Here is a 25,620-nt window from a genome sequence, read left to right as displayed (position 1 = left end):
CAATCATGGACAGCTCAGCGATGAACACCCACGCGCCGGAGAAAAAAGTCCTGCTGGAAGTGGCCGATCTCAAAGTCCATTTCGACATTAAAGATGGCAAACAGTGGTTCTGGCAGCCGTCAAAAACCCTGAAAGCCGTGGATGGCGTCACTTTGCGTCTTTATGAAGGTGAAACGCTGGGCGTGGTAGGGGAATCTGGCTGTGGTAAGTCGACCTTTGCCCGGGCACTAATAGGTTTGGTGAAAGCGACTGACGGTCGCGTGGCGTGGCTGGGTAAAGACCTGCTGAATATGTCTGATAACGAGTGGCGTAAAACCCGCAGCGATATTCAGATGATTTTCCAGGATCCGCTGGCGTCCCTGAACCCGCGTATGACTATCGGCGAAATTATCGCCGAGCCGCTGAAAACCTATAATCCGAATATGCCTCGTTTAGAGGTGAAAGAGAAAGTGAAGGCGATGATGCTGAAGGTCGGGCTGTTGCCTAACCTGATCAACCGTTACCCGCACGAATTCTCGGGTGGTCAGTGTCAGCGTATTGGTATCGCGCGTGCTCTGATCCTTGAGCCGAAGCTGATTATCTGTGACGAACCGGTGTCCGCACTGGACGTGTCGATTCAGGCGCAGGTGGTAAACCTGCTGCAACAGTTGCAGCGCGAAATGGGCTTGTCACTTATCTTCATCGCGCACGATCTGGCAGTGGTAAAACACATCTCTGACCGTGTTCTGGTGATGTACCTGGGTCACGCGGTGGAACTCGGCACTTATGATGAGGTGTATAACAATCCTCAGCATCCTTACACCCGCGCGCTGATGTCTGCCGTGCCGGTACCAGACCCGGACAAAGAGCGTAACAAAGTGATTCAGTTGCTGGAAGGGGAATTACCTTCGCCAATCAATCCGCCATCCGGCTGCGTGTTCCGTACACGTTGTCCGATTGCCGGACCGGAATGTGCGATCACCCGTCCGCTGCTCGAAGGTAGTTTCCGCCATGCGGTTTCCTGCCTGAAAGTTGATCCGCTCTGAATCATTGGTGTCAGCCCTGAAGCATAAAAAAACCTGCCGCTGGCAGGTTTTTTTATACGCTGTATTCGGGTTACTCTTTCCAGAGAATATGGCACAGCTTATGATCTTTCTCCCGGCACAGCAGCACGCGGGCAAAAATATCATTGATCGGCATGTCTTCTGCGTCCGCCAGACCAATCACCACTTCAGCGAAGAAGTCAGGGTTTAGATCGAAATCCACATGTTCTACCCAGTCTTCTGCCGGATCATAAAGCTCAGCGCCACCGCGTTCTTCAAATTGCAGATTGAAGATCAGGATATCCGCTGGATCCAGGTTATCCCCGGCCAGTTCCAGAAAGATATCGTAAGCTTGCTCAAGCGTTTCGTCTTCGGTCAGGCGATTATTCAGGTCCATAGCATTCTCGTTTACAAATGAGTGTATTCAGGCTTTATCAAAACCGGTACTGCGCGTATTACACCACGCTCAACGCGGCTTTTACAGCAGCGGGCTGAAAAAGTAGAACAAACGTTCGACCAGACGATGCCAGAAGGGACGTTTCAGCCAGGCTTCGACATCCAGCAGGCGCGAACGCGCAATGTAATCGTCCTGAACGCGACCCAGATCGGCACCGAATCCGGCGTCATCGATCACCAGCGTGATTTCAAAATTGAGCCAAAGGCTGCGCATATCCAGATTGACTGTCCCGACCAGGCTCAGTTGCCCATCCACCAGAATACTTTTGGTGTGCAGCAGGCCGTCTTCGAACTGGTAAATTTTGACACCGGCTTCAAGAAGCTCGTTAAAGAACGCGCGGCTGGCCCAGCCGACCATCATAGAGTCATTTTTTAACGGCAAGATAATGCTGACATCCACACCGCGCTGTGCGGCGGTACATATTGCATGAAGCAAATCGTCGCTCGGCACCAGATAAGGCGTGGTCATGACCAGCTGTTCGCGCGCAGAATATGTGGCAGTAAGCAAAGCCTGATGGATCATATCTTCAGGAAAGCCCGGCCCTGACGCGATAACCTGAATCGTATGGCCACTTTCCTGCTCGAACGGCATCTGATTAGTATCGGGCTCCGGCGGCAGAATACGTTTACCGGTTTCGATTTCCCAGTCGCAGGAATAAACGATACCCATAGTGGTGGCTACCGGGCCCTCCATGCGCGCCATCAGATCAACCCACTGACCGACGCCTGCATCCTGTTTAAAGAAACGCGGATCGACCATATTCATGCTGCCGGTGTAGGCTACATAGTTGTCGATTAATACGACTTTACGGTGCTGACGCAGATCCATCCGGCGAAGGAACACACGGAACAAATTTACCTGTAATGCTTCTACAACTTCGATACCGGCATTACGCATCATTGCCGGATACGGGCTGCGGAAGAAAGTAACGCTGCCGGCTGAGTCGAGCATCAGACGGCAATGGATACCCCGTCGTGAAGCCGCCATCAGCGATTCGGCAACCTGATCAACCAGACCACCGGGCTGCCAGATGTAAAACACCATCTCGATGTTGCTGCGCGCCAGTTCAATATCGCGCATCATCGCTTTAAGCACGTCATCGCTGGTGGTCAGCAGCTGAAGCTGGTTGCCTTTTACCCCCGCGATACCCTGACGGCGTTCGCAGAGCTGGAATAAAGAGGCGGCAATTTCACTGGTTTCGGTGGCAAAAATGCGCTGGCAATCTTTGAGATCGTTCAGCCAGCGCGCCGTAGAAGGCCACATCGCTTTTGCACGTTCGGCGCGACGTTTGCCCAGATGAAGTTCACCAAACGACAGATAGGCGATGATGCCAACCAGAGGAATAATATAGATGATCAGCAGCCACGCCATGGCCGAAGGCACCGCACGGCGTTTCATCAAAATGCGCAGAGTTACGCCGGCTATCAGTAACCAGTATCCAAAAACCAGAAATCCGCTGATTACCGTATAAAAAGTTGTCATAAAGGCGAAAAATCCTGTTCGCAAGCCATTAGCGTAAGTGTACGTGTTCGGGAGATTCTTTTAACCAACTTTTTCCCACCAATCAATCAGCTACCTCTGAATCTGTTAATGACTGATAAAAATTCTCAGGGTGCTGATATCAAGGTTAGCTGATTACAGGAGACAAGGTGAGAAACAAGACTTGGATCACAACGTCATCGGCCTATAATGTCCCGGCTAAATTCTTCCGTTCTTATTCTTTCATTATTGAACAGTGACGGCCACCACGGGACACAGGTGTATGAAACGCAGTAAAAATGAAGTCGGTCGCTGGCGTATGTTACGCCAGACTCAGCGCCGGAGAAGCCGCTGGCTGGAAGGTCAGTCGAGACGCTATCGTCACATCTACCGTATTCGTCAAATCCACCACCAACAACATCAACGCCTGTCATTGTATGCCGTGAATTACGAATGGAGTTCATGATTAGCGGGATTTAGGCTGGAAAAGCGCGCCGCATTTTTTACAGACCAGCGTGGAGTTTTTGCGAACTTTGGTGCTGATTTGTTCAGCAACATACCCGCATTCAGGGCAAGTAACCTTCGTGGTTTTACTGGTTAGAAACTTCAGTCCGTCGAAGAATGACATAGTGCTTACCTCATGGGCAGGGGTAAACATCCTAACACAGAAGCCATGAAAGCATTGTGACGGCTTTGGGGTTATTGCGCCACGACGGTTCAGGTCGTGACGCAGTTCAGTTTCAGAAGACGCGTTTAAAGGGTTTCACGGTGACGGCTTTATACACGCCCGCCTCGACATACGGGTCAGCATCCGCCCAGGCTTTAGCGGCTTCCAGCTTTTCAAACTCTACCACCAGCAGTGAACCGGTCATGCCTGCAGCACCGGGGTCTTCACTGTCGATTGCCGGCGTTGGTCCGCCGATTAACACCCGGCCCAAAGCCTGCAATTTTTTAAGCCTTTCGATATGTGCAGGGCGGGCAGCCGCACGTTTTTCCAGTGAATCGGATACATCTTCAGAATAAATAACGTAAAGCATGAGCCACCTTTCTTTTGATTTTAATGAGCAATCTGTCGCGATTTCGCGCGGGCAGACCGATGTGCAGAATTACCATAGCTAAACCTGAAGCCCGAAGAAAGTGCTTTGCGCGGGATCAAGTCAGAGGTTATTTGAGAATAGTTGTCATCTCGGTGTTGAATATGATTGCTATTTACATTTAAACTTGCGGCTTCACGGGGAAAAAGAATCATTATGCCGCTAAAAAAGTTTAGGTTTATTCGCAAGGTTTCTTTGCCGGTGGCGCTTTCCGTCGGCTTACATGCTGTAGTTATTGCCGCCGTGCTGTACGTCACGGTCAGTGACGCACTCAAATTGCCAGTGCAGGAACAGAAGGTCATGAGCGTGACGATGGTCAATCCTGCTGACTTTGCGCCACCTCCGCCGCCACCTCAGGCTGAGCCAACACCGCCCGAACCTGAGCCGGAACCGGAAGTTGTGCCAGAGCCGCCTCCGCCGCCAGAGGCAGTGGTGATCCCTGAACCTCCGAAGCCTAAGCCGAAACCGCCTAAAAAACCGGTGGTGAAGCCGAAGGTAAAACCCGTTGAGCGTCCGGTAGAAAAACCGACGCAAACTGTGCAGACGGCTCCGGTGACCAGCAATCAGCCGGTGACGAAACCGGCCAGCCAGCCGCCAGCGTCGAGCAACACGCAAAGCACCAGCGGCCCGCGTCCGCTTGAACGTGGCAAACCGTTCTATCCGACGCGTGCGCTTGCCTTGCGTATTGATGGCCGCGTCCGTGTGCAGTTTGACGTGGACAGCGACGGACGCGTGGAGAACGTGCGTATTCTCTCTGCGGAACCGCGCAATATGTTTGAACGTGAAGTGAAACAGGCAATGCGTAAGTGGCGCTATGAGCCTAAAGCGGCCAGCAATCTGGTGGTCAATCTGGTATTCAAAGTAGAAGGCGGTTCGTCCGTCGAGTAATTCTCTGCCGTTTCTGCAATAAAAAAGGTCGCCCTCATCAGGCGACCTTTTTTGTTTTCATGTATCACATCGCACAATTAATCCTGCGACACACCTTCTGAATCGACGCTGAAATTACTGCGTCCATCGGGAAGCTGGCGGGATTTGCCTTCTTCATCCACGGCGACATAAGTGAAGACCGCTTCGGTGGCTCTGTAACGCTGTCCTATAGGCTCGGAAGAGACTTTCTTGACCCACACTTCCACATTGATGGTGATGGAGCTGTTGCCGGTACGGATGCAACGTGCATAGCAGCAAACAACGTCACCGACGGCGACCGGTTTGAGGAACGTCATGCCGTCCACGCGAACCGTCACAACGCGACCTTTGGCGATCTCCTTCGCCTGGATAGCACCGCCCATATCCATCTGCGACATTAACCAACCGCCGAAGATATCGCCATTCGCATTGGTGTCCGCAGGCATTGCCAGCGTGCGCAGCACCATTTCACCATTGGGTAAGCTATGTTTTTCGTTCATAAAGAGTGGCTTCACACAGTTCAATGACTTCAAAAATTAAGGCCTTTCAAAGAAAGGCCCATGCAGGAGATGACTTATTTTTTTTCTTCATCCGGCATATGCCGGTAGATATATACACCGCTTAACAGAGTGAAGACCAATGTCAGCGCGGTCAAACCGAAGACTTTAAAGTTAACCCAGATATTTTGTGGCAACCAGAATGCGACATAGATATTGGCCAGTCCGCAAAGCAGGAAAAAAATCGCCCAGCTGATGTTCAGTTTATTCCATACGTGATCGGGCAGGGTCAGTTCTTTACCCAGCATGCGTTGAATCAGAGGTTTTTTCAGCACCAGCTGACTAATCAGCAATGCACCGGAGAAGAGAACGTAAATCACGGTCACTTTCCATTTAATGAACTCGTCATTATGGAAAACCAGCGTCAGGGTGCCGAAAACAGCCACCATCGCGAAGGTGATCAACGTCATTTTTTCGATTTTACGATACATCACCCAGGTGATGATCAGCGCCAGTGCCGTGGCAGCAATTAATGCGCCCGATGCGACAAAAATGTCGTAAAGCTTATAAACCACAAAAAAGACAATCAGGGGAAGAAAATCGAGGAGCTGCTTCATACTTCATTCCATGTTTTATGTATGGGATGACTATACCGGAATCATTTCGCGGACAAAAGAAAAGGGCGCCTGAGCGCCCTTTAAAAAAACATATCAATATTACACGCGTAATTTTGTGTAAAGACGGAACAGATAAATCAGTAATAACGCGGAAACCAGGTTGCTCAGCGCGCTGAGGATCACCGCCGCGACGTCAGGGGACATCATCGACAGACGGCTCACCACCAGCAGCAGTACCATTTTCGCTGCCAGCCAGAACATGATGGCCGGAACAATGAGGCGCAGATTGGCGAAGGCCAGCTTGCTGCTGACTTTGACGGATTTGAAAACGCCGAGTTTTTCATTCACACACAACACCGGTGACAGGCATGTCGCTACCGCCAGCACGATGCCCGGTACGACGAACAGCGTCAGGCCGAGCTGAACCAGCAGGGTGCAGAGAAGCATCAGGCCGAACAGACGCGGCATGATCGGTGCTGCTGCGCCGAGCGCGCGAAGAGCGCTGGTGCGCATCCCGCCTGAAACCTGTTGCAGCAGAACTAACATCCCGCCCACCAGCAGTACATTGCCGATCAGCGCAGAGAACGTCGCCGCCGCAGACACCTGAAGCAGCACTTTCTGCTGCTCCGGGGACATGCTCTGTACCAGCTCCTGAATGCTCATGCCGGTATTACTCAGCAAATCGTCGCTACCGGCGCTGAGCAGGCTCAGTTGATCGCTGCCCGGCATAAAAATCTGGTTCAAGATGACGGTAATTAATGCGGTCATGACAGCCAGCAGCAAAATGCTACCTAACTGATTACGCATAAAATTGAAACTGTCACGGTACAACGTACTGGCCGTGATAGGCATGAACGCTCCTTGGCAAAAAGCAAAAATCAATAAGACGGCGATTGTAACCTTTAAATGGGGATCGCCGATAGGTTTGCGCTGACTTCCTGTCAGTTTGCGTGACGAATCGCTGCCTGAACGCGTTGGTGTTAACTGCAATCAGGAACCGGTAATTTCATCTCCAGCGCAGGCAACCCGTAATGCGCACGGGCGCGGTCGCAGGCAGAATTGCCGATACCGTCCAGACCGGACTGATCGAATTCGCGGCAGGGTGAAGGGCGGTTGAGGTAAATAGAACAGGAAACGGACTGGCCGACTTCCCCTTCAAGGGCGACACAGCGCGGTGATTTGCTGTTGGTGCCTTGCATACAGCTCAAAAAGGGAGTGACTTGCTCTGTCAGCGCCTGCGGAATATCTCCACCTGCGACCTGAGATTCAGCCCAATAAAAAGAGACCCGGAAATACGCACAGCATGCGCCACAGGTCATGCATGGGTTGTTCATTTCGCTCATTTTGGGATGTGACCCACTCCTTAACGGCACCAAACCAAAACCACAAGGAATAAGCAAAGTACGCAGCGACGTTTTTTTAAGCAACAGATATTCGCGGCATTTGAGAAATAAACAAATCCCCCTGTTTTTGATGTAGATCAATTCCTTTGTTTTTATAGATTTAGATCGGATTGAGAAAGATGCTTTTTTCGTAAATTTGTTTTAAAGATGTGATCCCGCAATGATCAATCCATACCAAAGAGTAGGTATCATTCGCGCGGCAAATATATAATCCACACAAAGGGAAGGGACAATGAAGGCAGCATATTGGGCATTGGTCGCGGCAGCGGCATTTCCGTCAGTCGCGAGCGCACATCAGGCAGGGGATGTGATTTTTCGTGTAGGTACCGCCACCGTCCGGCCAACCGAAGGGTCCGACAACGTTCTGGGACTGGGTTCGTTTAATATTAATAACAATACGCAGATGGGGATGACCCTGGGTTACATGTTCACCGATAACATCGGGATGGAACTGCTTGCGGCCACGCCGTTCCAGCACAAAGTCGGTCTTCAAAGCACCGGGACCATTGCCGAAGTGAAACAGCTGCCGCCGTCATTAATGGCGCAGTACTACTTTGGGGATAAGCAAGACAAGCTGCGTCCGTACCTCGGCGTCGGTATCAACTACACCACGTTTTATGATACCAATTTCAACCAAACGGGCCGCGATGCCGGGTTGTCCGATCTGAGCGTGAAAGATTCCTGGGGCGTGGCAACGCAGGCTGGTCTTGATTACAACCTCGATAACAACTGGCTGATAAACATGTCAGTGTGGTGGATGGATATCGACACTGAAGTGAAATTCAAAGCCGGTGGCGAGCAGCAAAACATCAACACCCGGATCGACCCGTGGGTCTTTATGTTTGGCGTCGGCTATCGTTTCTGATTGTTGGTCAGGTATAAAAAAAGAGGCGCTCCGGCGCCTCTTCGCATTTCTACAACCGACAGCCCTTACTTAAGGCGCATGTCGTTCTCAATGGAGCGAACACCGGCCACGCCGCGTGTCACTTCAACCGCACGGTTAGCATCCGCAGTTGACGTTACAAAGCCGCTCAGCTGAACGCGACCTTTAAAGGTTTCGACGCTGATTTCGCGTGATGCGATGGTTTTATCCGCCAGCAGGGCTGATTTCACTTTAGTGGTCACGACGGTGTCATCGATATAACCGCCGGTTCCTTCTGATTTTTTTGTAGGCGCACAGGCGGCAACGGCCATGACGACGACGGCTGCCATGCAAAATGCGGACAAGGTTTTGAATAGCTTCATAAATAACTCTCCATGCTTTGTTATAAAACCAAAAGAAACGATCTGTAGAACAAACGGTAACTCACGCAAGCAATGCGGTTAGAGCCCGAATAATCATAGGCTTGATGAGTAAATTTAGTTTGGTTTATTGATGGCTTTTATACAAATATTTGAAGGGAGAAAAATCGTAAGAAATTAAAAAGAAACAGAACGTGAGCATTTTGACGCCTCACGTTCTGTTTATTGCACTTATGCGCGGGTGGCGGCTTTCATGTCACTGACGAAACGGGAAAGCTGAGCCAGCATTTCGGAAGGCTGATGCAGATTATTTTCGATGATGCGCACAGTAGCAGATCCGGAAATCGCCCCGGCCGCGCCGGCAGCCAGCGTTTCTTTCACCTGCGAAGGTTCGGAGATCCCAAAGCCCTGCAACGGCGGTGCGGCATGGTATTCACGCAGCTTATCGACCAGATGGTTCAGCGGCGTCAGTGCGCGTTTCTCCGTACCGGTCACGCCGGCACGGGACAGCAGATAAGTGTAACCACGGCCGTGAGAGGAAATCTCGCGCAGCAAATCGTCTGAAGCGTTCGGCGGACAGATGAAGATCGGTGCGATACCGTGGCGCAATGCAGCGGCGCGGAACGGCGCGGATTCTTCAAACGGCACATCGGCAACCAGCACGGAATCGACGCCTACTTCAGCGCAGCGCTGATAGAAGGTTTCGACGCCGTTGTGGAACACCAGATTGGCGTACATCAGCAGGCCAATCGGAATGTCCGGGTGCTTTTCACGAATGCGCGCCAGCATGTTGAAGCACTGGGTCGGAGAAACCCCGGCGGCAAACGCGCGCAGGTTGGCGTTCTGAATGACCGGGCCATCAGCCAGCGGATCGGAGAACGGAATGCCCAGTTCCAGCGCGTCGGCACCGGCTTCAATCAGCGTATCAATAATTGACAGGGACAGCTCAACGCCCGGATCGCCCAGCGTGACGAAAGGAACAAACGCGCCTTCTTTCTTGCTTTCCAGACGCTTAAATAGTTGCTGATAACGTTCCATTAAATTTCTCCCCGGGCAGTCAGGATGTCATGTACGGTGAAAATATCTTTGTCGCCGCGGCCAGAAAGGTTCACCACCAGAATCTGTTCTTTTTCCGGCGTTTCCTTAATCATTTTCAGCGCATATGCCAGCGCGTGGGAAGATTCCAGTGCCGGAATAATCCCTTCGTGGCGGGATAATTCTTTAAAGGCTTCCAGCGCTTCGTCATCGGTAATCGAGACATATTCCGCACGGCCAATGCTGTTGAGATAGGCGTGCTGAGGGCCGACCGACGGGAAATCGAGACCGGCAGAAATGGAATAGGATTCTTCGATCTGACCCTCGGAGGTCTGCATCATCGGCGCTTTCATGCCGAAATAGATGCCGACGTGACCGTGTTTGAGCGGTGCGCCGTGCTGGCCGGTTTCGATACCCAGACCACCCGGTTCAACGCCAATCAGTTTCACGCTGGTGTCTTCGATAAAATCTGCAAACATACCGATCGCATTGGAACCGCCGCCCACGCAGGCAATAACTGCGTCCGGCAGACAGCCTTCGCGTTCCTGCATTTGCACTTTGGTTTCTTCGCCAATCATGCGCTGGAATTCGCGCACAATAGTCGGATACGGATGCGGGCCCGCTGCGGTACCCAACATATAGTGGGCGGTTTCATAGCTGCCGGACCAGTCGCGCAGTGCCTCGTTACAGGCATCTTTCAGCGTGGAAGAACCGCTGTGTACCGGGATGACTTCAGCGCCCATCAGTCGCATACGGAACACGTTGGGTGACTGGCGCTCAATGTCTTTCGCGCCCATATAGATGCGACATTTCAGGCCGAGCAGTGCACAGGCAAGGGCTGATGCCACACCATGCTGACCGGCACCGGTTTCGGCGATGATTTCGGTTTTGCCCATGCGTTTTGCCAGTAGAGCCTGACCCAGTACCTGATTGGTTTTATGTGCACCACCGTGCAGCAGATCTTCACGTTTCAGGTAGAGCTTAGTTTTGGTGCCTGCGGTCAGGTTTTTGCACAGCGTCAGCGCCGTCGGGCGACCTGCGTAGTTTTTCAGCAGATCGATAAATTCAGCCTGAAACTCCGGGTCGCGCTGAGCGCTGACAAAAGCTTCTTCCAGCTGCGCCAGCGCAGGCATCAGAATTTGCGGGACATACTGGCCGCCAAATTCGCCGAAGTAGGGATTAAGTAAAGTCATGTTATTCCGTCCTGTCTGTCAATTTTTGCGTCATCGCGACAGCGTTAATACGCCCGCAATGTCTGGAATACGGCGGTAATTTTACCGGCATCTTTGATACCCGGCTCGCTCTCAACGCCAGAATTGAAATCCAGCCCGGCGCAACCGAGCTGCGCCGCCTGCACGCAGTTATCTGCACTAAGGCCTCCGGCGAGCAGGACGTTACTAAGATCCTGACCTTCCAGCGTGCTCCAGTCGAAACGATGACCGGTGCCGCCTTTACCGTTGTCGAGGACGTAGCGATCTACAAGATTGAGGTCACGCGCCGGAATACTGTCTTTTACGCTCAGCGCTTTCCAGATTTGTACGCCCGATGGCAGGGCTTCGCGCAGCGTGTCGATATACGCCTGATCTTCATCACCATGTAGCTGTACGGCAGTCAGATTCAGGGTCTGCGCGGTGTGTGCAATTTCTGCAACCGGCTGGTCACGGAACACGCCAACGTACTTCAGCGGTGCACCATTCTGAACTTCCTTAGCCTGAACCTGCGTTATAAAACGCGGGGACGTTTCCACAAAAATCAGTCCGCCGTAAATCGCACCGGCTTCATGTGCAGCTTTAGAATCTTCGGCGCGGGTCAGACCGCAGACTTTATTATCGCCAAGCAGAACACGGCGAACCGCACTGCTGAGATCGTCTTCTGACATCAGCGCGCTGCCGATCAGGAAACCATTGGCGAAGCGGCTGAGTTCACGGATCTGACCGTACGTATTGATGCCGGATTCGCTGATCACCGTAACACCGTGCGGCACGCGCGGGGCGAGCTGACGGGTGCGGTCTAAGTCGATGGACAAATCGCGCAGGTCGCGATTATTGATGCCGACCACTTTGGCTTTCAGCTGCACCGCACGATCCAGTTCTTCTTCATTACTGGCTTCGGTCAGGACGCCCATATTCAGGCTGTGCGCCACGGCGGCCAGCTGAACGTACTGTTCGTCGTTGAGCACTGACAGCATCAGCAGAATGGCATCGGCCTGATAAAAACGGGCCAGATGGATCTGATAGGGATCGATGATGAAGTCTTTGCACAGTACCGGTTGTGTGACCGTCTTGCTGACCAGCGGCAGAAAATCAAAACTGCCCTGGAAATATTTCTCGTCGGTTAAAACGGAGATGGCTGATGCATAGTCTTTGTAAACGCTGGCGATTTCTACCGGATCAAAGTTGTCGCGGATCGTGCCTTTCGACGGAGACGCTTTTTTGCACTCCAGAATGAAGGCGGTTCTGGCGCCTTGCAGGGCATGGTAGAAACTGCGCTGGCTCTGAGTAATTTCGTTTTGAAAGCTGGCCAGCGGTTGTTGTTCTTTACGTGCCGCGACCCAAATTTCTTTGTCGCGGACAATCTTGTGGAGCACGGTTTCCTGCTGCATCACTTATCCTCTTGCTGCCAATGCCAGCACGCGCTGGTAAGGTTCACCGCTGCGCATGACGGCCAATGCCTGTTGTGCGTTTTGTTTTAAATCTTCCTGACCGAAAAGGCGCAGTAACATCGCCACATTGACGGCTACCGCGGCTTCATGGGCCGGATCACCTTTACCTTGTAATAAGCGTGCCAGAATGTCACGGTTTTCTTCCGGTTCGCCGCCCAGCAGCGATTCAATAGGATAATTGTCCAGTCCGAAGTCCTGCGGCGTCACTTCATAGGTGGTGATTTTGCCGTCTTTCAGCTCGGCCACCTGCGTTGGCGCGTGGATCGCCACTTCGTCCATTCCGCCGCCGTGAACCACTGCCGCACGCTCATAGCCCAGCGCCCGTAAGGTTTCCGCAATCGGCAACACCAGTTCCGGGCTGTACACACCAATCAGCGCCAGCGGCGGACGTGCCGGATTAATCAGCGGGCCAAGTACGTTAAACAGCGTGCGGGTTTTGAGCGCCTTACGTACTGGCATCGCATGGCGAAAACCGGTGTGGTACTGCGGCGCGAACAGGAAACAGACGTTCAGATCGTCAAGCGCCGCGCGGGATTGTTCCGCAGGCATATCCAGACGAATGCCAAACGCCGCCAGCAAATCGGAGGAGCCCGACCGGCTGGAGACGCTGCGGTTGCCGTGTTTCGCTATGCGGGCTCCGCAGGCCGCCGCCACAAAGGCGCTGGCGGTAGAAATATTGATGCTGTTGGTGCCGTCGCCGCCGGTACCGACGATGTCCGCGAACTGATAATCCGGACGCGGGAACGGTTCGGCGTGGGCGAGTAACGCTTTAGCCGCACCGGCAATTTCCTGCGGCTGCTCGCCGCGTACTTTCATGCTGATTAAGGCTGCCGCTAGCTGCGCGGGCTCCAGTTCGCCATTCACAATGGCGGTAAATAACTGCTGGCTCTCTTCCTGGGTCATCGTTTGTGCGCGATACAGATTCTCAAGAATGCCGGGAATAGTTTGCGTGTTCATGTCCTTTCTCCTTACGCCAAAGCCCAGGCCAGGGTCTGTTCAAGCAGACGCGCACCCTGTGAGGTTAAAATGGATTCCGGATGGAACTGGAAACCGCAGACGCGATCTTCGTCATGGCGCACTGCCATCACCATGTCGCCGTAGCGGGCGTTGACCGTCAACCCGTCGGGGATCTGGCTGCCGACCAGCGAGTGGTAACGCGCCACCGGCAGTGGATTGTTCATTCCGGCAAACATGCCTTCGTTGTCATGGGTAATCGATGAGGCTTTACCGTGCAGAATTTCCCCGGCCTGGCCGACAAATCCGCCGTAGGTTTCAACAATCGCCTGATGACCCAGACAGATACCTATAATCGGTAACTGGCCGCGCAGACGTTTCAGCAGTTCCGGCATGCAGCCTGCTTCTGACGGCGTACCCGGCCCCGGTGAGAGCAACAGCACGGGTTTTTCCAGCTGGCTGAGTTTTTCGATAATGACGTCAGCCGGGATCTGATTGCGGTAAATCACCACGTTGTGACCGCTGGCGCGCAGCTGATCGACGAGGTTGTAGGTAAAGGAGTCGACGTTGTCGATGAGTAAAATGTCGGCCATCTTAAAATACCTCTTTTGCATTGTGGGCAGTGGCGATGGCGCGCAGCACGGCACGGGCTTTATTTCGGGTTTCATCGGCTTCGGCCTGCGGGACGGAATCGAGCACCACGCCGCCACCTGCCTGCACGGTGGCAATCCCGTCTTCAACGTACGCAGAGCGGATAACAATGCAGGTATCCAAATCACCGTGAGCGGTGAAGTACCCGACCGCGCCGCCGTAGCTACCGCGACGGGTTTGCTCAGAGGCGGAAATCAGCTGCATCGCGCGCACTTTCGGTGCACCCGTCAGCGTGCCCATATTCATCACTGCCTGATAGGCGTGGAGAACGTCCAGGTCGCCGCGCAGCGTACCAACTACGCGGGAAACCAGATGCATGACGAAAGAGTAACGGTCAACTTTGGTCAGGTCAGCGACGTAACGACTGCCCGGCTCGCAGATACGCGCCAGATCGTTACGCGCTAAATCCACCAGCATCAGATGCTCGGCCAGCTCTTTATGGTCGGTGCGCATTTCAAGCTCTATCCGGCTGTCGAGATCCAAATCCAGTGAGCCGTCAGTGCGGCGGCCACGAGGGCGGGTACCGGCAATCGGGTAGATTTCGATCTGGCGGTTGGTCGCATCATATTTCAGTGCGCTTTCCGGAGAAGCGCCGAACAGCGTGAAATCGTTGTCCTGCATGAAAAACATGTACGGGCTTGGGTTATTGTTTTTCAGTGTTTCGTAGGCGGCCAGTGGAGAAGGGCACGGCAGCGAGAAGCGGCGCGAAGGCACTACCTGGAAAATTTCACCGGCGCGGATCGCCACTTTCATTTTTTCCACCACAGCGCCAAACACTTCATCACTCTGGTTCACGCTCAGTTGCATTTCCGGCACGCTCTGATGCGGAATCGCGTGCGGCGGCAGTTGCAGCTGATGCTGCAGCTGTTCAAGACGGTCATGCAGACGCTGTTTCTCATCATTTGATGGGGTAAACAGGCTGGCCTGTAAGCGGCAGGTGCGGTTTTGGTGATCGAGCACCAGCAGCGTTTCCGCCAGATAGAAGCAGAAATCCGGGCAACGCTGGTCGGCGTCCAGCTTCGGTAAATCTTCGAAACCGGCGACCAGGTCATAAGCAAACAGCCCGCCGAGGAACATCGCCTCGCGCTCTTCCGCTGGCGATTCCACCGAGGTCAGAATGCTGCGCAGGGCGTCGAACACGGAACGGGAACGCAGGCGCGCATCTTCATCCTGCATCTGGTCAATGGCCGGGAAGGTCAGCTCGCGACCGTTCGGGCGGACATCATTCTGAATTTCTGCTGGCAGCGCGGCGTCAATCAGCGGCAGTAAAGCCGCGCCGTTTGGCGTCAGCGCCTGCAGCGAAACCCGGGAACCCAGCGCGGTGATGCGCAGGGCGCTGTCGACAATCAACAGGCTCTTCAGGTTTTCTTTGCTGGTCACTTCAGAGGATTCGAGCAGCAGCGTGGCCGGGCGTGCACCACACAGCTGATGAAAAATGGCCGTCGGGTCACCGCGATAACTTCCCTGCGCGGTCAGCAATTCTAAACGTGGTTTTGGTTGAGTCATTTTGCTTCCTAAATTTCTCGACGTTTTTAAAAGGTTTTTCAAACAGACGGCCATAAAAAAGCCCGCATTATGCGGGCTTCGGAAATCTTGCAGCGTCTGATGACAGCTATGCGTGATTACTCCGCCCGACAAGGGGAAGTACGCCACCAGCTGAGAACCGCCATCATTTGAATTTTCATCATCAGACACTCTTATTAGTTTGGGAAAGCTATCGTTTTAAAAACCTAAACTTTCTAAATCAGTTTGTCACGCCGTTCTTTAACGAACTGTTCCGTGAACTTGCGTACTAGTAAACTAGTTCATGAATGTAAAGTCAACCCTCTTTTTACCCTGATTTCACAACTTTAGTGCGCACAGATGTTATCGCACCGTTTCAGTGCGTAAACGCGAGGTGAAAAGAGCGGGAAGATAGCTCTAACGTGAGCCGTCCTAACGCGTTATGATATGAACTGCATTCAGAAAAGGTTAAATCCCCGACGTGACGATGACTTCACCAACGACAGTTCAAACAACAGCGGCACCCTCAGCAGACGACCAGAACCTCAGCCCGGCCTTCACGATTTACGATCTCCACAGCCACACCACGGCATCGGACGGCTATCTGACGCCTGAAGCGCTGGTGTCCCGCGCGGTGGAGATGCGTGTCGGCGTGCTGGCGATCACCGATCACGACAGCACCGAAGGGCTGGCCCGTGCGGCGCAGGCGATTGCCGAAAAGCAGTTACCGCTGGTGCTCATCAACGGCGTTGAGATTTCCACGCTGTGGGAAAATCACGAGATCCACATCGTCGGTCTGGGCATTGACCCGCACCATCCGGCGATGGTGAGTCTGCTTAGCACGCAGGCGGATTTGCGTCAGCAACGCGCGCAGGAAATGGGGCATCGTCTGGCGAAAGCCCGCATCGAAGGTGCCTGGGAAGGTGCGCTTCGTCTGGCGCAGGGCGGGGCGGTGACGCGTGCGCATTTCGCCCGCTATCTGGTAGAAGTGGGTGCAGCGGACAACATCGCGCAGGTCTTTAAGAAATTCCTCGCCAAGGGCAAGACCGGCTACGTTCCGCCACAGTGGTGTACAATAGAACAAGCGATTGATGCTATTCATCAGTCAGGCGGACAAGCCGTTGTCGCCCATCCGGGGCGATATGATCTCTCCACCAAGTGGCTGAAACGCTTACTGGCGTATTTCGCAGAGCAGGGCGGTGATGCGATGGAAGTCGCGCAGTGCCAGCAGGCGCCCAATGAGCGTGCGCAGCTGGCGGCCTATGCCCGCGATTATCAGCTGCTGGCCTCGCAGGGGTCTGATTTCCATCAGCCCTGTTCGTGGATTGAGCTTGGCCGCAAACTTTGGCTTCCCGCAGGCGTTGAACCGGTGTGGCAACACTGGCCGCTTGCGATGACACAGCCTGAAATTGAACCGGTCTGATGCCTGACCGGAAAGAATAAAGAGCGAGAGGGAACCATGAGTCAATACTTTTACATTCACCCCGAAAATCCGCAGCCGCGTCTGATAAGTCAGGCGGTTGAGCTGCTGCGCAAAGGTCAGGTCATTGTTTATCCGACCGATTCCGGTTACGCGCTGGGCTGTCGTCTTGAAGAGAAAAACGCGATGGAGCGCATTTGCCGCATCCGTCAGTTAGACAGCAACCACAATTTCACGCTGGTGTGCCGCGATTTGTCCGAGCTGTCGACCTACGCCTATGTGGATAACGGCGCATTCCGCCTGATGAAAAACAATACGCCGGGCAACTACACATTCATCCTGAAAGCGACCAAAGAAGTGCCGCGCCGCCTGATGAGTGAAAAACGCAAAACGATCGGCCTGCGTGTGCCGTCCAACCCGATTGCGATTGCACTGCTGGAAGCGCTGGGTGAACCGCTGATGTCCACCACGCTGATGCTGCCGGGCAATGACTTTGCGGAATCCGATCCCGAAGACATCAAAGACCATCTGGGCAAACTGGTAGACCTGGTGATTGACGGGGGGTCTATCGGGCAGCAGCCCACCACGGTCATCGACCTGACCGAAGCCGCGCCGGAAGTGGTGCGTGAAGGCGCAGGCGATCCGGCACCGTTTCGCTAAGCCTGCGGCCGTCTTGTATTGTGTGAAATATAATCAGCCCGCAAACTGCTTACAGCAGACAAATTGCAGATAATTGTGTATAATGGCGGGCTGACTTTTTGTAAGTCGTTGTATTGATAAGCAATGCTGTCTGGCGATGTGTTTTATGTATGCATGTATGGCGTAATCCCTGTGCAGAAATAAAGTTTCCGCGACAGTACGTTTATCTCCCAAACTGAATTTTGACGGGCAGGCGATGGCTAACATCGTGCTGGCCGTTCCCCCCGACGCCTGTGAAGGCGACAAATGAGGCTGCTCAATGAGCGAGAAGTATAATTCCCAGAAACATTCCAGTGACAGATCCAAACCGGCGCGTTCACCAGGTGATAAGCCAAAAAGCGGCAGAAATTCCGGTGCAGCGAAGGCCCGTCCTGAACTGTCACGTGCAGAGAAACGCGGCGAAAAGCCGCGTTCAGACAAGCCACGTACTGATAAACCCAATAGCGACAAGCCACGCAGTGATAAACCGCGTTCAGACAAACCTCGTTCTGATGCTGGTCGCGGCGATTCACGTACTGATTCCCGCATCGAAAAACCAGGCCGTGGTAAAACGCGTCCTGAAAATCCTCGCGGTGAAAAACCTCGTGCCGCAAAACCACGCGCAACCAAGCCTAAAGCCGACACCCTGTTTGATGAAACCGGTGACGACGAAGAAGTGAAGTACCAGAAGCCGAAGAATGCGCTGGACAGCACCGAAGGGCAAAGCGAAAAACTGCAAAAAGTCCTGGCACGTGCAGGCCACGGTTCACGTCGCGAAGTAGAAGCGATGATCCAGGCTGGCCGCGTCAGCGTCGACGGTAAGATCTCCACGCTGGGCGACCGCGTTGAAGTCACCGGCGGCACCAAAATTCGCCTCGATGGCCATGTGCTGTCGGTGATGGAATCTCAGGACACCGTCTGTCGTGTGCTGGCGTACTACAAGCCGGAAGGCGAGTTGTGTACCCGCAGCGATCCGGAAGGCCGTCCGACCGTGTTTGACCGCTTGCCAAAAATGCGAGGTTCACGCTGGATTGCTGTGGGTCGTCTGGACGTAAACACCTCCGGCCTGCTTCTGTTCACCACCGACGGTGAACTGGCAAACCGCCTGATGCACCCGAGCCGTGAAGTTGAGCGTGAATATGCCGTACGTGTATTCGGCCAGATTGATGATGAAAAAATCAAACAGCTGAGCCGTGGCGTGCAGCTGGAAGACGGTCCTGCGGCGTTCCGCTCGATCAAATTCCAGGGCGGCGAAGGTCTGAACCAGTGGTACAACGTGACCCTGACCGAAGGTCGTAACCGTGAGGTTCGTCGTCTGTGGGAAGCGGTGGGCGTTCAGGTCAGCCGTCTGATCCGCGTCCGTTACGGTGATCTGAATCTGCCAAAAGGCCTGCCTCGTGGCGGTTATAAAGAGCTGGATCTGCCGGACATCAACTACCTGCGTACGCTGGTCGAAATGAACGAAGAAACCGTCAGCAAAATGCCGGTGGAACGCGATCGTCGCCGCGTGAAAGCCAACCAGATCCGTCGCGCCGTTAAGCGCCACACTCAGGTGGCTCCCGCTCGTCGTAGCGCTCCGGCGAAAAGAGGCTAATCGCTAATTAGCGAGACTGCTTCGAATGAGCCGATGAACCGCAGTCACTGACTGCGGTTTTTTTTGCTCTCAATTCAGACGCTTATTCAGTAAACACGCGCTGAAAATGGCGCTTACCAGTCAATTCCCTGCTGCGCCATGATCCCCGCGTCAAAGGCATGCTTCACCGGACGCAGCTCGCTGACGGTGTCCGCCATTTCCAGTAAATCGCGATGACAGCCGCGACCGGTAATGATGACCGTCTGATGCGCCGGACGCGCTTTTAGCGCATCCACCACATCCTGCAATTCCAGATAGCCGAAACTGACCATGTACGTCAGCTCATCGAGCACAACGAGATCTAACGACGCATCGGCCAGCATGCGCTTTCCATGCTGCCATACGGCCTGACAGGCCTGCGTATCGGTCTCTTTATTCTGGGTTTCCCAGGTAAAACCGGTCGACATCACCTGAAACTCGACGCCGTGCGGTTCAAGCAAATTCTTTTCACCGTTCGGCCATTCGCCTTTGATGAACTGAATCACCGCCGCGCGCATGCCGTGGCCGACCGCACGGGTCACGGTGCCAAAGGCCGCCGTAGTTTTGCCTTTACCGTTGCCGGTGAAGACAATCAAAATTCCGCGCTGTTCTTTGGCGGCGTCAATGCGCGCATCAACCTGTTCTTTCAGCTTTTGCTGGCGCTGCTTGTGGCGATCTTCGGTCATGAACGGCTCCGTCTTTGGATTCAGGGCAATCGGCTAAATTATTCGGCAGGGCCTGCTTTGCGGCCCGGCTGGGCATCAAAACTGATCCCAGTTTTGCGGCGACTGTCATCACCCATCAGATACAAATACAGCGGCATGATATCGGCCGGCGTCTTGAGTTTGTCTTTGTTTTCATCAGGAAACACCGAAGCACGCATTCCGGTACGCGTACCACCGGGATTAATACAGTTAACGCGCAACCCGGTATGTTTATGCTCTTCGGCCAGCACCTGCATCATGCCTTCGGTGGCAAATTTCGAGACTGCGTAAGCGCCCCAGCCGCTGCGGCCTTCACGTCCGACGCTTGAGGTGGTGAACACCAGCGAGGAGCTGGCGGATTTCAGCAGCAGCGGCAATAACGCCTGCGTCAGCATGAAGGTGGCATTAACATTCACCTGCATTACGTCCATCCAGTCCTGCAATTTGATTTCAGCCATCGGGGTGATCTCGGTGAGCAGCCCGGCGTTGTGCAAAACGCCGTCAAGGTGCGGCACCCATTGTGCAATCTGATCGGCGACGCGCTGGCAATCCTGCTGACTGGCGGTCAGCAAATCCAGTGAATAAATGAAAGCGGGGCGGAGGTTTCGTGCCGCGATTTCCTGCTGTACGCTCGCCAGTTTGCTCTCGGTGCGGCCCAGTAAAATCACCTGAGCACCAAATCGCGCGTAGGTGAGGGCAGCTTCGCGACCTATGCCATCGCCTGCGCCGGTGATCAGAATAATGCGGTTATTCAGTAAGTCAGATTTGGGATGATAGTGCACGTTCAGTCCTCGTAAACGGATCGGGATGCGGCGGCAAATGGCCGTCGTCACATCACGGGTTCGATAAAACAAAACGCCGGAAATGGGAGGTGTTGCGCTCAACCATCGCCCGGCATTTCGGCGCAAATGTGGGGTGTTTCTGGTGTGATCACCGGTTATATGCCTGAAATGAACATGAGTTTCAATAATTAACCCAAAAACAGGCAGCTCTTTTGTAACAAAATTGGAACAGATGCGCACCCGTATTTACCTCTGACTGACAATGACATATTCACACAAGACGCGGATGCGGGGATTGTCTAGAATGTTCACCTCTTTCTTACCACAGTGAATAGGCAGGTTTTTGTGGATTTACTTTCTCTTTATGGGCTGTTTCTAGCCAAAGTCGTTACCGTGGTGATCGCCATCGGCGCACTGGTGGTGTTAGTGATTGGGCTTCGTCAGCGTAAAGCTCACAGCAAAGGCGAATTACAGCTGATTGATCTTGGCGAGCAATATCGTGAGATGCAGCGTGAAATGCGCACAGCGCGGCTCAACCCGGCGGAGCAGAAACTGCGCAGCAAAGAGTTAAAGAAAAAGGACAAAGCTGAAGCCAAACAGAAGAAAATGCAGGCCAAAACAGGTGCAAGCAAAAGCAAGCCATGCCTGTATGTGCTCGATTTTAAAGGCAGTATGGATGCCCATGAAGTGACGTCGCTGCGAGAAGAAATTTCTGCGGTAATGGCCGTTGCCACGCCGGAAGACGAAGTGCTGTTGCGTCTGGAAAGTCCGGGCGGTGTGGTGCATGGATATGGCCTGGCGGCATCGCAGCTGGTTCGCCTTCGTCAGAGCGGTATTCGCCTGACGGTGGCGGTGGATAAAGTGGCCGCCAGCGGGGGGTATATGATGGCCTGCGTGGCTGACCGTATCGTCGCGGCACCGTTTGCTATCATCGGCTCCATCGGTGTCGTAGCGCAGATCCCAAACTTTAACCGGTTGCTGAAAAAGAACGATATCGACATTGAATTGCACACGGCGGGCGAATTTAAACGCACGCTCACCTTGCTTGGTGAAAACACCGATGAAGGCCGTGAAAAATTCCGTGAAGATCTGAACGAAACGCATGTGCTGTTTAAAGCGTTCGTGCATCAGAACCGTCCGTCTCTGGATATCGACGCGGTGGCCACCGGCGAACACTGGTTCGGGACGCAGGCGCGTGAAAATGGTCTGATCGACGCTGTCGGCACCAGCGATGATTTGCTCATCGCCGAAATGAAAAATCATGAGGTGATTGCGGTGCGTTATGCGCGTCGCAAACGCATGATGGACAGGTTCACCGGCAGCGCGGCAGAAAGTGCCGACCGCCTGTTCCTGCGCTGGTTGCAGCGCAGCCAGAAGCCGTTGTTGTAACCGGTAAAGGAAGAAAGAAAAAGGGACGAAAGTCCCTTTTTTGATGCTGCTAATTTATCCGTAATACGAAATAGTTGTAGCGATGTATTTATCTCAATTTTCGAGATGGTATTTTTCTGAAAACAGATGTGCCAGATGTTTAAACATATTAAATACGGCCGTCGTTTTTCGGGTCGGTAAACCGTCGTCATCCATGAAGAATTCCCCACGGAAAACCAGCACATTCCCTTTCTGTTCAACCTCTGTGGCGATCATCCCTTGCATGTAATCCTCATGCTCACGGATAACCTTATTCGCTTCGATCAGTAAAGCTTTGCGACTAATTGCCGATGTATTTTCGTGCATGATATTTACTCCCCACTATAATTTCTGACGATATTGTAATCCTGCCAGTGATAAAACCGCAAATCCGCTGGGGTTAATGGTTTAAGTAAGCGGTCGTATTTTGAACAAGCGCGTGAAAACGTTGAGCCCTTTGTCGAAATGGGGGATTCAGTGTTAATTAGGTTGCGTGGCGATTTTTATCAGGTAGAGTGTGGGATTTTGTGGCTTCAGGTGGAATGTTTTGTTTACGCTTGGTCATTATTTGACGTAAAAACAGGCACATTCCGCCGAACCCTGTCTGGTTAATCCCTTGCAGAATCAGTGTTTTGAACCTCTGGAAGTCAGTTCGCTCGTCATTTGAAAGAAATAAGTTGACGTTCTGACTCACTGCCGCAATATAAAAAAAGACATGATATTGTGCCGCGGCATAACTAGACAAAAACTTCTTCAGCTGATGAAGAATCATTCAGGTAAAGGTAATTATGGGCAAAGCTCTCGTAATAGTTGAGTCCCCGGCAAAAGCCAAAACGATTAATAAATATTTAGGAAATGACTACGTGGTTAAGTCCAGCGTCGGTCATATCCGTGATTTACCGACCAGTGGGTCCGCCGCAAAAAAAACCGTCGTCTCAACCGAAGAAAAGCCAAAGAAAAAAGTAAAAAAGGATGAGAAAACCGCGCTGGTTAATCGCATGGGCGTCGATCCTTACCATGGCTGGGAAGCGCAATACGAAATACTTCCGGGCAAAGAAAAAGTGGTTGCCGAGTTAAAAGCGTTAGCGGAAAAAGCTGACCACATCTATCTCGCAACCGACCTTGACCGCGAAGGAGAGGCGATTGCCTGGCATTTGCGGGAAGTGATTGGCGGTGATGACAAACGTTTCAGCCGCGTCGTGTTTAACGAAATTACCAAGAACGCTATCCAGAACGCCTTTAAAGAACCGGGCGAGCTGAATATTGATCGTGTGAATGCTCAGCAGGCGCGTCGCTTTATGGACCGCGTGGTGGGTTACATGGTCTCTCCGCTGTTGTGGAAGAAAATTGCCCGCGGTCTGTCCGCCGGTCGTGTTCAGTCCGTGGCGGTGCGTCTGGTTGTTGAGCGCGAAAAAGAAATCAAAGCATTCGTGCCGGAAGAGTACTGGGAGCTGCATGCAGATTTGCTGGCAAAGATTGATACCGCCCTGCAAATGGAAGTTACGCATCACCTCGATAAACCGTTCAAACCGGTTAATAAAGAACAAACCCACGCTGCGGTGTCACTGCTTGAAAAAGCGCGTTACACGGTGGTGGATCGCGAAGACAAACCGACCAGCAGCAAGCCGGGCGCGCCTTTTATTACCTCCACGTTGCAACAGGCGGCCAGCACGCGTCTGAGCTTCGGCGTGAAGAAAACCATGATGATGGCGCAGCGGTTGTACGAAGCCGGTCACATCACCTACATGCGTACCGACTCCACTAACCTGAGTCAGGACGCTGTGGAAATGGTGCGCGGCTACATCGGTGAAAATTTCGGTGAAAAATACCTGCCGAAAGCGCCGCTGCAATACAGCAACAAAGAAAATTCACAGGAAGCGCACGAAGCGATTCGTCCTTCTGATGTGGCTGTCGTGTCTGAGCAACTGAAAGATATGGAAGCCGATGCCCAGCGTTTGTACCAGCTGATCTGGCGTCAGTTTGTGGCCTGTCAGATGACACCGGCGCAGTACGATTCTTCCACTCTGACGGTGAAAGCGGGCGATTACTCGCTGCGCGCCAAAGGCCGTACTCTGCGTTTCGATGGTTGGACGAAAGTCATGCCAGCGCTGCGCAAAGGCGACGAAGATCGCATTCTGCCTGCTATCGAAGTCGGCACCGACCTCGAACTGCAACAACTGTTGCCGACACAGCATTTCACCAAACCGCCTGCGCGATTTAGCGAAGCGTCACTGGTCAAAGAGCTGGAAAAACGTGGTATTGGCCGTCCGTCCACTTATGCGTCGATCATTTCGACCATTCAGGATCGCGGTTATGTTCACGTTGAGAACCGTCGTTTCTACGCCGAGAAAATGGGTGAAATCGTTACAGATCGCCTGGAGCAAAACTTCCGCGAACTGATGAACTATGACTTCACCGCGCGCATGGAAGACGGTCTGGATCAGGTTGCCAATAACAAAGCTGAGTGGAAAGCCGTGCTGGACGAATTCTTCACCGAATTCAGCAAACAGCTGGAAACCGCAGAGAAGGATCCGGAAGAAGGCGGTATGCGCCCGAACCAGATGATCCTGACCAGCATTGAGTGCCCGACCTGTGGCCGCCCGATGGGCATCCGCACCGCCAGCACCGGCGTTTTCCTTGGCTGTTCCGGCTATGCATTGCCACCTAAAGAGCGCTGCAAGACCACCATTAACCTGATCGCTGATGCCGAAGTGCTCAACGTTCTGGAAGGTGATGAAGCAGAGGCTAACGCGTTGCGTGCCAAACGTCGCTGTGGCAAATGTGGCACAGCGATGGACAGTTACCTGATCGATAACCAGCGCAAGTTGCATGTCTGCGGTAATAACCCGGAATGTGACGGCTACGAAATCGAGCAGGGCGAGTTCCGCATTAAAGGCTACGACGGCCCGATTGTTGAGTGTGAGAAGTGTGGTTCTGAAATGCACCTGAAAATGGGACGTTTCGGTAAGTATATGGGCTGTACCAACGACGAGTGCAAAAATACCCGTAAAATTCTGCGTAACGGTGACGTTGCACCGCCGAAAGAAGATCCGGTTCCGCTGCCTGAGCTGCCGTGTGAGAAATCAGACGCTTACTTTGTTCTGCGTGATGGCGCTGCCGGTGTGTTCCTGGCGGCCAATACATTCCCTAAATCGCGCGAAACCCGTGCGCCGCTGGTGGAAGAACTGAAGCGTTTCAAAGATCGTCTGCCGGAAAAACTGAGCTATCTGGCTGATGCGCCAGTCGCTGACCCGGAAGGCAATAAATCGATGGTACGTTTCAGCCGCAAAACCAAGCAGCAGTACGTTTCCTCCGAAAAAGACGGTAAAGCCACCGGCTGGACCGCCTTCTTTGTTGACGGCAAATGGGTTGAAGGCAAGAAATAAAGTCTCGTCACTTATCCGAAATCATTTTGTTATTTGATTGTAAAAAACCAGTCCTCCGGGCTGGTTTTTTTATTGCATTAAGATCTATCATCGGCAGGTTCCTGGCGTA

Annotated in this window: 25 protein-coding genes, 1 pseudogene and 1 other annotated feature; of the genes and pseudogenes, 9 read left to right on the top strand and 17 right to left on the bottom strand. The window is 53.1% G+C overall.

Translation table 11 applies throughout. From position 1 onward, the window contains the following. Nucleotides 1-20 precede the first annotated feature (20 nt). On the top strand, nucleotides 21-1,025 hold the full coding sequence (gene oppF, locus AC0Z7K_RS00685) for a murein tripeptide/oligopeptide ABC transporter ATP binding protein OppF (RefSeq protein ID WP_056781023.1): 1,005 nt from the start codon (nucleotides 21-23) through the stop codon (nucleotides 1,023-1,025). Nucleotides 1,026-1,095: 70 nt separating this feature from the next. Here the strand turns inward: oppF and AC0Z7K_RS00680 are convergent, their stop codons facing one another. After that, nucleotides 1,096-1,419, bottom strand: coding sequence for an HI1450 family dsDNA-mimic protein (locus AC0Z7K_RS00680; protein WP_112165646.1), 324 nt, complete (start codon nucleotides 1,417-1,419; stop codon nucleotides 1,096-1,098). A gap of 81 nt (nucleotides 1,420-1,500) precedes the next feature. Then, nucleotides 1,501-2,961: a cardiolipin synthase gene (cls, locus tag AC0Z7K_RS00675; RefSeq protein ID WP_413528640.1), complete on the bottom strand. Its 1,461-nt coding sequence runs from the start codon at nucleotides 2,959-2,961 to the stop codon at nucleotides 1,501-1,503. 280 nt (nucleotides 2,962-3,241) lie between these two features. On the opposite strand from cls, the gene AC0Z7K_RS00670 reads away from it, so the two are divergent. Beyond that, entirely contained in the window at nucleotides 3,242-3,424 is a 183-nt protein-coding gene (locus AC0Z7K_RS00670; RefSeq protein ID WP_413528641.1) for a YciY family protein, read from the top strand. On the opposite strand, the gene AC0Z7K_RS00665 is transcribed toward AC0Z7K_RS00670, so the two are convergent. Beyond that, nucleotides 3,425-3,586, bottom strand: a complete 162-nt coding sequence (locus AC0Z7K_RS00665; RefSeq protein ID WP_217204059.1) for a YnfU family zinc-binding protein — start codon at nucleotides 3,584-3,586, stop codon at nucleotides 3,425-3,427. Between the two features lie 112 nt (nucleotides 3,587-3,698). Further along, nucleotides 3,699-3,995 carry a YciI family protein gene (locus tag AC0Z7K_RS00660; RefSeq protein WP_485612304.1) on the bottom strand — a complete coding sequence of 99 codons (297 nt, stop codon included), beginning with the start codon at nucleotides 3,993-3,995 and terminating at the stop codon, nucleotides 3,699-3,701. Between the two features lie 213 nt (nucleotides 3,996-4,208). Between AC0Z7K_RS00660 and AC0Z7K_RS00655 the strand changes: the two genes are divergently transcribed. After that, complete coding sequence (locus AC0Z7K_RS00655; RefSeq protein WP_485612303.1) at nucleotides 4,209-4,940, top strand: energy transducer TonB; 732 nt, start codon at nucleotides 4,209-4,211, stop codon at nucleotides 4,938-4,940. Nucleotides 4,941-5,017: 77 nt separating this feature from the next. Here the strand turns inward: AC0Z7K_RS00655 and yciA are convergent, their stop codons facing one another. The 4 genes from yciA to AC0Z7K_RS00635 all read right to left on the bottom strand — a co-directional run bounded on the left by yciA (nucleotide 5,018) and on the right by AC0Z7K_RS00635 (nucleotide 7,415). Further along, nucleotides 5,018-5,458, bottom strand: a complete 441-nt coding sequence (yciA, locus tag AC0Z7K_RS00650) for an acyl-CoA thioester hydrolase YciA (protein ID WP_413528644.1) — start codon at nucleotides 5,456-5,458, stop codon at nucleotides 5,018-5,020. A gap of 74 nt (nucleotides 5,459-5,532) precedes the next feature. Next, on the bottom strand, nucleotides 5,533-6,072 hold the full coding sequence (locus AC0Z7K_RS00645) for a septation protein A (protein ID WP_413528645.1): 540 nt from the start codon (nucleotides 6,070-6,072) through the stop codon (nucleotides 5,533-5,535). Nucleotides 6,073-6,171: 99 nt separating this feature from the next. Further along, the gene (locus AC0Z7K_RS00640; protein ID WP_413528646.1) at nucleotides 6,172-6,924 is read right to left on the bottom strand and encodes a YciC family protein; all 753 of its coding nucleotides are present in this window, start codon (nucleotides 6,922-6,924) and stop codon (nucleotides 6,172-6,174) included. Between the two features lie 128 nt (nucleotides 6,925-7,052). Then, the gene (locus AC0Z7K_RS00635) at nucleotides 7,053-7,415 is read right to left on the bottom strand and encodes a YkgJ family cysteine cluster protein (RefSeq protein WP_485612302.1); all 363 of its coding nucleotides are present in this window, start codon (nucleotides 7,413-7,415) and stop codon (nucleotides 7,053-7,055) included. 292 nt (nucleotides 7,416-7,707) lie between these two features. Here AC0Z7K_RS00635 and ompW point away from each other — a divergent pair, with 292 nt between their 5' ends. After that, nucleotides 7,708-8,340 (top strand): outer membrane protein OmpW, encoded by a 633-nt coding sequence (gene ompW / locus AC0Z7K_RS00630; RefSeq protein ID WP_485612300.1) that lies wholly within the window; start codon nucleotides 7,708-7,710, stop codon nucleotides 8,338-8,340. A 65-nt stretch (nucleotides 8,341-8,405) separates the two neighbouring features. On the opposite strand, the gene AC0Z7K_RS00625 is transcribed toward ompW, so the two are convergent. The 6 genes and pseudogenes from AC0Z7K_RS00625 to AC0Z7K_RS00600 form a co-directional block, all read right to left on the bottom strand. Beyond that, the gene (locus AC0Z7K_RS00625) at nucleotides 8,406-8,720 is read right to left on the bottom strand and encodes a BON domain-containing protein (protein ID WP_056780743.1); all 315 of its coding nucleotides are present in this window, start codon (nucleotides 8,718-8,720) and stop codon (nucleotides 8,406-8,408) included. 228 nt (nucleotides 8,721-8,948) lie between these two features. After that, nucleotides 8,949-9,755 carry a tryptophan synthase subunit alpha gene (trpA, locus tag AC0Z7K_RS00620; protein WP_485612298.1) on the bottom strand — a complete coding sequence of 269 codons (807 nt, stop codon included), beginning with the start codon at nucleotides 9,753-9,755 and terminating at the stop codon, nucleotides 8,949-8,951. Further along, nucleotides 9,755-10,945, bottom strand: coding sequence for a tryptophan synthase subunit beta (gene trpB / locus AC0Z7K_RS00615; RefSeq protein WP_112165666.1), 1,191 nt, complete (start codon nucleotides 10,943-10,945; stop codon nucleotides 9,755-9,757). Before trpB ends, trpA begins: the two co-directional genes overlap by 1 nt. A gap of 44 nt (nucleotides 10,946-10,989) precedes the next feature. Continuing rightward, on the bottom strand, nucleotides 10,990-12,354 hold the full coding sequence (gene trpCF / locus AC0Z7K_RS00610; protein ID WP_413528652.1) for a bifunctional indole-3-glycerol-phosphate synthase TrpC/phosphoribosylanthranilate isomerase TrpF: 1,365 nt from the start codon (nucleotides 12,352-12,354) through the stop codon (nucleotides 10,990-10,992). A 3-nt stretch (nucleotides 12,355-12,357) separates the two neighbouring features. Then, nucleotides 12,358-13,961: pseudogene (gene trpD, locus AC0Z7K_RS00605) on the bottom strand (bifunctional anthranilate synthase glutamate amidotransferase component TrpG/anthranilate phosphoribosyltransferase TrpD). A 1-nt stretch (nucleotide 13,962) separates the two neighbouring features. Then, complete coding sequence (locus AC0Z7K_RS00600; protein ID WP_485612296.1) at nucleotides 13,963-15,525, bottom strand: anthranilate synthase component 1; 1,563 nt, start codon at nucleotides 15,523-15,525, stop codon at nucleotides 13,963-13,965. Between the two features lie 52 nt (nucleotides 15,526-15,577). Further along, nucleotides 15,578-15,680 (bottom strand) — a sequence feature (Trp leader region). 329 nt (nucleotides 15,681-16,009) lie between these two features. Between AC0Z7K_RS00600 and rnm the strand changes: the two genes are divergently transcribed. The 3 genes from rnm to rluB all read left to right on the top strand — a co-directional run bounded on the left by rnm (nucleotide 16,010) and on the right by rluB (nucleotide 19,214). Further along, nucleotides 16,010-16,945 (top strand): RNase RNM, encoded by a 936-nt coding sequence (gene rnm / locus AC0Z7K_RS00595; RefSeq protein ID WP_485612853.1) that lies wholly within the window; start codon nucleotides 16,010-16,012, stop codon nucleotides 16,943-16,945. Between the two features lie 36 nt (nucleotides 16,946-16,981). Next, nucleotides 16,982-17,602, top strand: a complete 621-nt coding sequence (locus tag AC0Z7K_RS00590; RefSeq protein WP_112165675.1) for an L-threonylcarbamoyladenylate synthase — start codon at nucleotides 16,982-16,984, stop codon at nucleotides 17,600-17,602. 694 nt (nucleotides 17,603-18,296) lie between these two features. Then, nucleotides 18,297-19,214, top strand: a complete 918-nt coding sequence (rluB, locus tag AC0Z7K_RS00585; RefSeq protein WP_413529008.1) for a 23S rRNA pseudouridine(2605) synthase RluB — start codon at nucleotides 18,297-18,299, stop codon at nucleotides 19,212-19,214. 113 nt (nucleotides 19,215-19,327) lie between these two features. On the opposite strand, the gene cobO is transcribed toward rluB, so the two are convergent. Next, nucleotides 19,328-19,918, bottom strand: coding sequence for a cob(I)yrinic acid a,c-diamide adenosyltransferase (gene cobO, locus AC0Z7K_RS00580; RefSeq protein WP_413528654.1), 591 nt, complete (start codon nucleotides 19,916-19,918; stop codon nucleotides 19,328-19,330). A gap of 38 nt (nucleotides 19,919-19,956) precedes the next feature. Next, nucleotides 19,957-20,718 (bottom strand): YciK family oxidoreductase, encoded by a 762-nt coding sequence (locus AC0Z7K_RS00575; RefSeq protein WP_485612295.1) that lies wholly within the window; start codon nucleotides 20,716-20,718, stop codon nucleotides 19,957-19,959. 345 nt (nucleotides 20,719-21,063) lie between these two features. On the opposite strand from AC0Z7K_RS00575, the gene sohB reads away from it, so the two are divergent. Continuing rightward, entirely contained in the window at nucleotides 21,064-22,107 is a 1,044-nt protein-coding gene (sohB, locus tag AC0Z7K_RS00570; RefSeq protein WP_485612293.1) for a protease SohB, read from the top strand. 93 nt (nucleotides 22,108-22,200) lie between these two features. Here sohB and AC0Z7K_RS00565 read toward each other — a convergent pair whose 3' ends face one another. Continuing rightward, complete coding sequence (locus AC0Z7K_RS00565; protein ID WP_485612292.1) at nucleotides 22,201-22,452, bottom strand: YciN family protein; 252 nt, start codon at nucleotides 22,450-22,452, stop codon at nucleotides 22,201-22,203. Nucleotides 22,453-22,913: 461 nt separating this feature from the next. Here AC0Z7K_RS00565 and topA point away from each other — a divergent pair, with 461 nt between their 5' ends. Next, complete coding sequence (topA, locus tag AC0Z7K_RS00560; RefSeq protein ID WP_485612290.1) at nucleotides 22,914-25,511, top strand: type I DNA topoisomerase; 2,598 nt, start codon at nucleotides 22,914-22,916, stop codon at nucleotides 25,509-25,511. Nucleotides 25,512-25,620: the final 109 nt, after the last annotated feature.

The sequence above is a fragment of the Rahnella sp. 1L-D-7-B-C2 genome, assembly GCF_057290995.1.
This window is presented reverse-complemented; position numbering and strand designations above follow the sequence as displayed.